Source organism: Cupriavidus sp. 01L46 (genome assembly GCF_056399905.1).
Genome location: NZ_JBFTSF010000047.1, coordinates 22,433 through 31,541 on the forward strand (window position 1 = coordinate 22,433; position 9,109 = coordinate 31,541).

Annotated in this window: 10 protein-coding genes; 7 read left to right on the top strand and 3 right to left on the bottom strand. The window is 65.8% G+C overall.

The window, feature by feature from the left end:
• Nucleotides 1-44: 44 nt before the first annotated feature.
• The 3 genes from trxB (at nucleotide 45) to AC1DS3_RS11140 (ending at nucleotide 2,482) form a co-directional block, all read left to right on the top strand.
• A complete protein-coding gene (trxB, locus tag AC1DS3_RS11130; protein WP_441640798.1) occupies nucleotides 45-992 on the top strand; it encodes a thioredoxin-disulfide reductase in 948 nt (315 codons plus the stop codon).
• Nucleotides 993-1,125: 133 nt separating this feature from the next.
• Nucleotides 1,126-1,827, top strand: a complete 702-nt coding sequence (locus AC1DS3_RS11135; protein WP_477127166.1) for a Smr/MutS family protein — start codon at nucleotides 1,126-1,128, stop codon at nucleotides 1,825-1,827.
• A 13-nt stretch (nucleotides 1,828-1,840) separates the two neighbouring features.
• On the top strand, nucleotides 1,841-2,482 hold the full coding sequence (locus tag AC1DS3_RS11140; protein WP_441640800.1) for a trimeric intracellular cation channel family protein: 642 nt from the start codon (nucleotides 1,841-1,843) through the stop codon (nucleotides 2,480-2,482).
• A gap of 113 nt (nucleotides 2,483-2,595) precedes the next feature.
• Here the strand turns inward: AC1DS3_RS11140 and glnK are convergent, their stop codons facing one another.
• Nucleotides 2,596-2,934, bottom strand: a complete 339-nt coding sequence (glnK, locus tag AC1DS3_RS11145) for a P-II family nitrogen regulator (protein ID WP_006162803.1) — start codon at nucleotides 2,932-2,934, stop codon at nucleotides 2,596-2,598.
• A 217-nt stretch (nucleotides 2,935-3,151) separates the two neighbouring features.
• Here glnK and AC1DS3_RS11150 point away from each other — a divergent pair, with 217 nt between their 5' ends.
• Nucleotides 3,152-4,411: a GNAT family N-acetyltransferase gene (locus tag AC1DS3_RS11150; RefSeq protein ID WP_441640801.1), complete on the top strand. Its 1,260-nt coding sequence runs from the start codon at nucleotides 3,152-3,154 to the stop codon at nucleotides 4,409-4,411.
• A 21-nt stretch (nucleotides 4,412-4,432) separates the two neighbouring features.
• Here AC1DS3_RS11150 and AC1DS3_RS11155 read toward each other — a convergent pair whose 3' ends face one another.
• On the bottom strand, nucleotides 4,433-4,987 hold the full coding sequence (locus tag AC1DS3_RS11155) for a cytochrome b (RefSeq protein WP_441640802.1): 555 nt from the start codon (nucleotides 4,985-4,987) through the stop codon (nucleotides 4,433-4,435).
• Nucleotides 4,988-5,167: 180 nt separating this feature from the next.
• A complete protein-coding gene (ppa, locus tag AC1DS3_RS11160) occupies nucleotides 5,168-5,695 on the bottom strand; it encodes an inorganic diphosphatase (protein WP_477127167.1) in 528 nt (175 codons plus the stop codon).
• Nucleotides 5,696-5,884: 189 nt separating this feature from the next.
• On the opposite strand from ppa, the gene AC1DS3_RS11165 reads away from it, so the two are divergent.
• From AC1DS3_RS11165 to AC1DS3_RS11175, 3 genes are all read left to right on the top strand, one after another.
• Nucleotides 5,885-7,321 carry an aldehyde dehydrogenase family protein gene (locus tag AC1DS3_RS11165; protein ID WP_477127168.1) on the top strand — a complete coding sequence of 479 codons (1,437 nt, stop codon included), beginning with the start codon at nucleotides 5,885-5,887 and terminating at the stop codon, nucleotides 7,319-7,321.
• Nucleotides 7,314-7,556, top strand: a complete 243-nt coding sequence (locus AC1DS3_RS11170; RefSeq protein WP_006162792.1) for a hypothetical protein — start codon at nucleotides 7,314-7,316, stop codon at nucleotides 7,554-7,556. The genes AC1DS3_RS11165 and AC1DS3_RS11170 overlap by 8 nt, the downstream gene beginning before the upstream one ends.
• A gap of 131 nt (nucleotides 7,557-7,687) precedes the next feature.
• On the top strand, nucleotides 7,688-8,992 hold the full coding sequence (locus AC1DS3_RS11175) for an MFS transporter (RefSeq protein ID WP_441640804.1): 1,305 nt from the start codon (nucleotides 7,688-7,690) through the stop codon (nucleotides 8,990-8,992).
• Nucleotides 8,993-9,109 lie beyond the last annotated feature (117 nt).

Consider the following 9,109-nt stretch of genomic DNA (forward strand, 5'->3'; position numbering starts at 1 on the left):
TCACGCTGGTGCGCATCAAGGCGCACCAGCCATAGGAAAGCATCATGGCCAAACACGCAAAAGTGCTGATTCTCGGTTCCGGCCCCGCCGGCTATACCGCCGCCGTCTATGCGGCCCGCGCCAACCTGCAGCCGGTGCTGATCACCGGCTTGGCCCAGGGTGGCCAGCTGATGACCACCACCGACGTGGAAAACTGGCCCGCCGACGCTAACGGCGTGCAAGGCCCGGAACTGATGCAGCGCTTCCTGGAGCATGCCGAACGCTTCAACACCGAAATCATCTTCGATCACATCCATACCGCGAAGCTGACCGAACGCCCGATCCGCCTGGTGGGCGATGCCGGTGAATACACCTGCGATTCACTGATCATCGCCACCGGCGCCTCGGCGCAGTACCTCGGCCTGCCGTCGGAAGAGCTGTTCATGGGCCGCGGCGTGTCGGCCTGCGCCACCTGCGACGGTTTCTTCTACAAAAACCAGGAAGTGGCCGTGGTCGGCGGCGGCAACACCGCTGTGGAAGAAGCCCTCTACCTGTCGCAGATCGCCAGCAAGGTGACCGTGCTGCATCGCCGCGACAAGTTCCGCGCCGAGCCGATCCTGGTCGACCGCCTGCTGCAGCGCGAGAAGGAAGGCCGCGTGGAAATCCGCTGGAACTCCGTGCTGGAAGAAGTGACCGGCGACGACTCCGGCGTGACGGGCCTGAAGGTGCGCAACGTGAACACCAACACGGTCGAAGACCTCAAGCTGGCGGGCGTGTTCGTGGCCATCGGGCACAAGCCGAACACCGACCTGTTCGAAGGCCAGCTCGAGATGCGCAACGGCTATATCGTCACCAAGAGCGGCCTGGCCGGCGATGCCACGGCCACCAGCATCCCGGGCGTGTTCGCGGCCGGCGACGTGCAGGACCACATCTATCGCCAGGCGATCACCAGCGCAGGCACGGGCTGCATGGCAGCCCTGGATGCACAGCGCTACGTGGAAGCCCTGCAGTAAAGGGACTAAGACGAAAGGCTCAGGCCGGGCTTGCCCGGCCTTTGTCTTTTTCAAGCCGGTGATGCCGCCGCGCGCGCCAGCCGCGCCACGCCCTGCCACCCTATAATCACGCCGAGCACCCCGGAGACACGCCATGACGCACGGCGCCAGAAAGCCCACCAAACCCGCCAAGCCCGCCCCCGCCGCCAGCCCGCCCAAGCGTTTCGGCCTGACCGACCTGTCCGGCTTGCGCGACTCCCTCAAGGCCGACACCGAGCGGCGCGAAGCCGAGCGCCGCGCGGCGGACGAAGCGGCACAGCGCGCCCGCGAAGAAGCCGACGTATTCCGCAGCAGCGTAGGCAACGTCAACACCCTGCGCGACCGCAACCGCGTCACTCCCGCACCCCGCCGCCCGGCGCCCGTGCCGGTACAAACCCAGCTGGACGACAAAGCCGTGCTGGCCGCATCGCTTTCCGACGAGTTCGACGTCGAGAGCCTGCTCGATACCGACGAAACCCTTTCGTTCCGCCGCCCCGGCATCGGCATGGACGTGGTCAAGAAGCTGCGCCGCGGCGAATGGGTGCCCCAGGACAAGATCGACCTGCACGGCCTGCGCAGCGAAGAAGCGCGCGAGGCACTGGCGGAGTTCGTGYGGCGCTCGGTCAAGCGTGGCGTGCGCTGCGTGCGCGTGATCCACGGCAAGGGCAACGGCTCGCCGGACAAGACACCCGTGCTCAAGGGCAAGGTGCGCAGCTGGCTGGTACAGAAGGAAGAAGTGCTGGCCTTCGTGCAGGCACGCGGCGCCGAGGGTGGCGCCGGTGCGMTGATGGTGCTGCTGCGCCAGCCGCACGCCTGAGACAACGCGCGCGATGCATCTGCCGCTCGATCTCCTGATGGGGCGGCTGCCCCTGATCCTGCATGTCATGGAAGTGGTGGGCGTGCTCGCCTTTGCCGTCTCCGGCGTTGTCGATGCGCGCAAGCAGCGCTTCGATGCCGTGGGCACTTTCGTGGTGGCGTTCGCCACCGCCTTCGGCGGCGGCACGGTGCGCGACGTGCTGCTGGACCGCCGCCCCTTCTACTGGGTCGACCACGAAGGCTATGTGATTTTGATCTTCGTGATGTCGCTCGGCGCGTCGTTCGTGCTGCGGGTGGTCAGCCGGGTGGCGTCCGAGCGCACCATGATCACGGCCGATGCGATCGGCCTGGGGCTATTTTCGGTCACCGGCACATCGCTCGCGCTGGTGGCGCAGATGACCCCGACCGTGGCGGTCATGATGGGCATCATCTCTTCGGTGTTCGGTGGCGTGGTGCGCGACGTGTTGTGCAACGAGGTGCCGATGATCCTGCGGGACCGCTCGCCCTATGCCACCTGTGCCTTCGTCGGCTGCTGTGTCTATGTTGGCCTGACCTGGCTGCAGGCCGAGCAGGAACTAGCCCTGCTGGCGGGCGCCATCACCATCACGGCGGCGCGCCTGCTGTGCGTGCGCTTCGACTGGAAGTTGCCGAGCTAGGCCGTGCCGGGCCAGGCAACAACGCCCGCGGCAATTCAGGCGCCCCCTCCCGTGGGATCGCCTGGCTTGCCCGCCGGCGCCTGACCGCTAAAAAAGCCTGAGCGCCCGAATGCTTAAACGGCGGCTTCGTCCTGCTCGCCGGTGCGGATGCGGATCACGCGCTCGATCTCGGTCACGAAGATCTTGCCGTCGCCGATCTTGCCGGTGTGCGCTGCCTTGACGATGGCGTCCAGCACGGTGTCGAGCTGGTTCTCGGCAACCACGACCTCGATCTTGATCTTGGGCAGGAAATCGACCACATACTCAGCACCGCGATACAGCTCGGTATGCCCCTTCTGGCGGCCAAAGCCCTTCACCTCGGTTACCGTCAGGCCGGTCACGCCGACGTCAGCCAGCGCCTCGCGCACTTCGTCCAGCTTGAACGGTTTGATGATGGCGGTAATCTGCTTCATATTGGCCCCTTATATAGTCGTTGGTTAGTGAGAGATTTTAGCCTGCCTGCCGGCAGCGGGATGTGGCCTGCCGCACCGCGCCATTTCCGGTAGACTCAACCGTCGCCCCACCCGCATCTGCGCGGGCGCGGCGTGATCAGCCATATCAGCAATAGCAGCCATGCCGGAACAAGGGCGCCGCCCGAGGGCAGCGCCGATGATGAGCAAATCTAGCGCAATGCAGTCTGAATCTTTCAAGCCCGGCTCCGGCCAGCCTGACGCGGCCACCCCGGGGGCGGCTGCGGCACAAGGCCGGCAGGAACACGAGCGGATGGAGAATTATCGCACGCAGATCGTTTTCGATCTGTCCGAGCTGCCCGAGGCCGAGTGGGACACCTTGGTGGCGGCCCAGCCCGGGGCTACGCCGTTCCTGCGCCACGCCTTCCTGCACGCCATGCATGCCAGCGGCAGCGCCTGCGACGAGACCGGCTGGAGCCCGCGCTACCTGACGCTATGGGCGCCGCGCGCCGAGGGTGGCGAGCGCCTGGCGGCGGCCATGCCGCTGTACGCGAAGTCGCACTCCTACGGGGAATACGTGTTCGACTGGGCCTGGGCCGACGCCTACGCGCAGCATCGCCTGCCCTACTACCCCAAGCTGCTGTCCGCGCTTCCCTTCACGCCCGTGCAGGGTGCGCGGCTGCTGGCCGAGGACGAAGACGCGCGCCGCTGCCTGCTGCAATGTGCGCTGGCGGTGGCGCAGCAAAGCCAGCTGTCCTCCCTGCACGTGCTGTTTCCCGACGAGCACGAGGCCGCGCTGATGGAAGACGCCGGCATGCTGATGCGCCACGGCGTGCAGTTCCACTGGACCAACCCGGGCTATGAGAGCTTCGAAGCGTTCCTGGCCACGCTTTCGCAAAAGAAACGCAAGAACATCCGCGCCGAACGGCGCCGCGTGGCCGATGCCGGCATCACCTTCCGCCAGTTGCGGGGGCCCGAGATCGACGAGGCGCAATGGCGCTTTTTCAACCGCTGCTACCGGCAAACGTACCGCGAGCACCATTCCACGCCCTACCTGAACCTGGATTTCTTCCAGCGTATCGGCGCCGCCATGCCAGAGAACCTGCTGCTGGTGGTGGCCGAGCGTGCCGGCCAGCCGATTGCCGCGTCCCTGGTGGTCTACGACGACGATCCGGCGCGCAGCACCCTGTTCGGGCGCTACTGGGGCGCGCTCGAGCACCACCCCTGCCTGCATTTCGAGACGGCTTACTACCAGCCGCTGGAGTTTTGCATAGCCCAGGGCATCCGCACCTTCGAAGGCGGCGCCCAGGGCGAGCACAAGATGGCGCGGGGCTTCCTGCCAGTGGCGACCCGCTCAGCCCACTGGCTGGCGCACCCGTCCTTTGCCGATGCCGTGGAGCGTTTCCTGGTGCGCGAGCGCCAGGGCATCGATGCCTACCTGGACGAGCTCAACGACCGCACGCCGTTTGCACGCAGCTAGGGCGGCTTGCCCGGCGCGGGTCTAGCGCCACATGCGTCGCAGCGTGTTATCGCCCAGCATGTAGTGGTGGAACAGCGCCGCGATGGCGTGCAGCCCGATCACCGTGTAGAAGGCGGTGCCCAGTGTGCCGTGGACTTCCTCCAGGGTCTCTTTCAGGTCCTTGCTTTGCGCCACCAGCGAGGGCAGCTCGATGCCAAGGCCTGGCACCGTCAGCAGGTGGCCACCGGCGTTGAGGGCCAGCAGGCCCAGCACGGGCTGCGCGAAAATGAACAGATAGAGCACAAGGTGCATGGCACTGCCGAGCAGCTGCATCCAGCGCGGACCGGGCTCGGGCGCCGGCGCGCCGCGCACCAGGCGCCACAGCAGGCGCGGCACCGCCAGCATGAGCACCAGCGCGCCAGCCCATGTGTGCACCGACATCGACAACGCCCGGGAAGCGCTGCCCTTGGGCAGAAAATCCTTGAGCTCGATCGCCGCGTACGCGGTGGCGATCAGCAGGAACACTGCCCAGTGGAAGAACACCGCCGGGCCGGAATACCGTGCCATGGCGGACGGCGTCGAATAGGTAGCGGACATGGGGATTTGGCAGTTTGCCTGCCGAGTTGTTCTGTGATTGAAGCTTAACCCACCGGCTTTGTGGCGTCTTTGGTTTCCATCAAGCCTGGCGCAACAAAAAACCCCGCCGCAGCGGGGTCCTTTCAGCATCGGTTCAGCCACGCGCCGGACTCAGGCATGACCGACCTTGGATGCCGGAGCTTACTTGGTGTAGTTCGCCACGCCGTCGGTGATTTCCTTGTGGGCTTCTTCAATGCCGGCCCAGCCKTCCACCTTGACCCACTTGCCTGCCTCGAGTGCCTTGTAGTTCTCAAAGAAATGCTTGATCTGGTCCAGCAGGTTCTGCGGCACGTCCGACAGGCCCTTCATGAAGGCGGTGGCGGGCGACAGCTTGTCCAGCGGCACGGCGACCAGCTTGGCGTCCACGCCCGATTCATCGGTCATCTTGAGCATGCCCAGCGCGCGGCAGCGCACCACTGCGCCGGCCAGGATCGGGAACGGCGAGAGCACCAGCACGTCGACGGGGTCGCCGTCGCCCGACAGGGTCTGGGGAATGAAGCCGTAGTTGGCCGGGTAGCGCATGCCCGTGCCGATGAAACGGTCGACGAAGAGCAGGCCGGTTTCCTTGTCGGCTTCGTACTTCACCGGATCGCTCTGGGCGGAGATTTCGATGATGACGTTGAAATCGTTCGGGATGTCCTTGCCGGGGGAAACGAGGTTGAAGCTCATGCTTGCTCTCCAGATGCCTGTGTTTGAGGATGGCGGGCATTATAGCGTTTCGAAGCTGACCCAGGCCTGACGCGGCGCGTGCCTTGCGCGTCTCGCGCCGTGAGTGATAATGGCGGATTGTCCGAAAGTCGCATCGACAGGCGCACTGCCAGCCACAACCTGGCAGTCGCATCCAGCCGGAGCCATCCAATGCACGCCCAGCACTTCGTTGCCAACCGCCTKATCGCGCCGGACTCCGGCTTGCGCATCAAGGTATTCGACCCATCCAGCGGCGAGCCTTTCGCCGAAATCGCCCGCGGCAACGCGGTCGACATCAACGTGGCCGTCCACGCCGCGCGCCAGGCCGCCGACGGCGCCTGGGGCGCGATGGCGCCCGCCGAGCGCTCCCGCCTGCTCAACCGCGTGGCGCTGACGCTGATCGAACACGAGACCGAGCTCGCCGCGCTGGAAGCGCGCRATACCGGCAAGCCCCTGCGCCAGGCCACCGCCGACGCGCGCGCCGTGGCGCGCTACTTTGAGTTCTACGCCGGCGCGGTCGACAAGCTGCACGGCCAGACCATCCCCTACCAGCCCGGCTTTACCGTGCTGACCGTGCGCGAGCCGCATGGCGTGACCGGCCACATCATCCCGTGGAACTACCCGCTGCAGATCTTCGGGCGCAGCGTGGGCGCGGCGCTGGCCACGGGCAATGCCTGCGTGGTCAAGCCCGCCGAAGACGCCTGCCTGTCGCTGCTGCGCGTGGCGGAACTGGCGGCCGAGGCCGGCCTGCCCGAGGGCGCGCTGAACATCGTCACCGGCTACGGCCATGAAGCCGGCGCCGCACTGGCGCGCCACACCGGCATCAACCATATCTCCTTCACCGGCTCGCCGCAGACCGGCAAGCTGATCGCGCAGATGGCTGCCGAGAACCACGTGCCGGTCACGCTGGAGCTCGGCGGCAAGTCGCCCCAGATCGTCTTTGCGGATGCGGACATCGACGCGTTGGTGCCGGTCATCGTCAACGGCATCGTGCAAAACGCGGGCCAGACCTGCTCGGCCGGCAGCCGCGTGCTGGTGGAACGCCCGCTTTACAACGCCGTGCTCGACCGCCTGGCCACGGTATTCGAATCCTTGCGCGTAGGGCCGTCGGAGCTGGACCTGGAATGCGGCCCGCTGATCAACCGCAAGCAGCAGCAGCGCGTCTGGGATTTCGTCTCCGACGCGCAGCACGCCGGCATTACCGCCATGGCGCAAGGCCAGATCGTGGCGCAAGCGCCGGAGTCCGGCTATTACCAGGTGCCGATGCTGTTCCGCGACGTGCCGCCCACGCACCGGCTGGCGCAGGAAGAAGTGTTTGGCCCGCTGCTGGCGGCCACGCCGTTCGACACCGAGGCCGAAGCCATCGCGCTCGCCAACGGCACGCCCTATGGCCTGGTCGCCGGTATCTGGACCCGCGATGGCGCGCGCCAGCTGCGCCTGGCGCACAAGCTGCGCGCGGGCCAGGTCTTTATCAACAACTACGGTGCCGGCGGCGGGGTAGAGCTACCGTTTGGCGGCAGCGGGCAGTCAGGCTACGGCCGCGAGAAGGGCTTCGAAGCCCTGTACGGATTCACCACACTGAAAACCATCGCCATTCAACATGGGTAATATCAACTTCCTGTCCGTCGCCTTCGCCATTTTCTTCTTCTGGATGGCGTGGCACGTCAGAAACAAGCGCGCCACCAACCCCTCGGCCATGCCGCGCCTGCAGGTCTTCAAGCGCAAATGGGGCGACACCGTGGGTGACCGCGTGCACTGGTGCCTGTACGTGGCGCTGCCCTTCCTGCTCGCGCTGATGATGGTCGCCAACGCGCTGCGCGGCCGCGGCCCGTTCTCGCACTAAGGTATTCGCCCTGACATAGCAGACGTAGACGTTCTTTCCGGCGCCGCATGCGGCAAGCGGCGCCACCCCAGCGGTATCGTGCAACCAGAAAAATAGATCCATGTAGATCTACAGATCCAAGAGGAGACAGCATGACAACAACCGCAGTACACTCCGGCGCCGCTGATCCCGCGTTCGAGGATGCCACCTACCGCAAGGTGACCTTGCGCCTGGTGCCGTTCCTTTTGCTTTGCTACGTGGTGGCGTACCTGGACCGCGTCAACGTCGGCTTCGCCAAGCTGCAGATGCTCGGCGACCTGAAATTCAGCGAGACCATCTACGGCCTCGGCGCGGGCATCTTCTTCATCGGCTACTTCCTGTTCGAAGTGCCCAGCAACGTGATCCTGCACAAGGTCGGCGCGCGCATCTGGATCGCGCGGATCATGATCACCTGGGGCGTGATCTCGGCGGCGATGATGTTCGTCACCACGCCGACCATGTTCTACGTGCTGCGCTTCCTGCTGGGCATTGCCGAGGCCGGCTTCTTCCCCGGCATCATCCTCTACCTGACCTACTGGTACCCGTCGCACCGGCGCGGGCGCACCACCACCTATTTCATGACCGCGATCGCGCTCTCCGGCGTGATAGGCGGACCGCTGTCGGGCTGGATGATGCAATCGTTCGACGGCCGCAACGGCTGGTCCGGCTGGCAATGGATGTTCCTGCTCGAAGGCATCCCGTCGGTGCTGGTAGGCCTGGTGGTGCTGGCCTACCTGGACGACCGCATCGTCCACGCCAAGTGGCTGAGCAACGAAGAGAAGGCCCTGCTCCAGCGCAATATCGCCAATGAGGACATGCACAAGGAAGACGCGCCGATCGGCAAGGTGCTGTCCAGCCCGCGCGTGTGGCTGATGAGCGCKATCTACTTCAGCTTCGTGATGGGCCTGTATGGCGTCAGCTTCTGGCTGCCCACCATCATCAAGCAGACCGGCGTGAAGAGCCCGCTGGACATCGGCCTGCTCACCGCCATCCCCTATGGCTGCGCGGTGGTCGGCATGGTGCTGGTGGCCTATAGCGCCGACCGCACCCGCGAACGCCGCTGGCATATTGCCGTTCCCGCGCTGCTGGGCGCAGTCGGCCTGGTGCTGTCGGTGCAATGGCACAACAATACCGTGCTGGCACTGCTCGGCCTGACGCTGGCCACCATCGGCATCCTGACCACCCTGCCGCTCTTCTGGAGCCTGCCGACCGCCTTCCTGGCTGGCACGGGCGCGGCTGCGGGGATCGCGCTGATCAACTCGCTGGGCAACCTGGCTGGGTTCATCAGCCCGTATGCGGTGGGCTGGCTGAAAGACATGACGCAGAGCACGGACTCCGGGATGTACTTGCTGGCGGCGTGTCTGGTGGTGGGTGCGGCACTGACGCTGTCGGTGCCGGCGCGGATGGTGAACAAGTAGGAGTATGACGGCGAGCGCCACATCGAGCGCCCGCCCTCTCCCCCGGCCCCTCTCSCACAAGTGTGGGAGAGGGGAGAAAACCGGCAGGAGAGTCAGAGCATCGATTCGGTGTAGCCG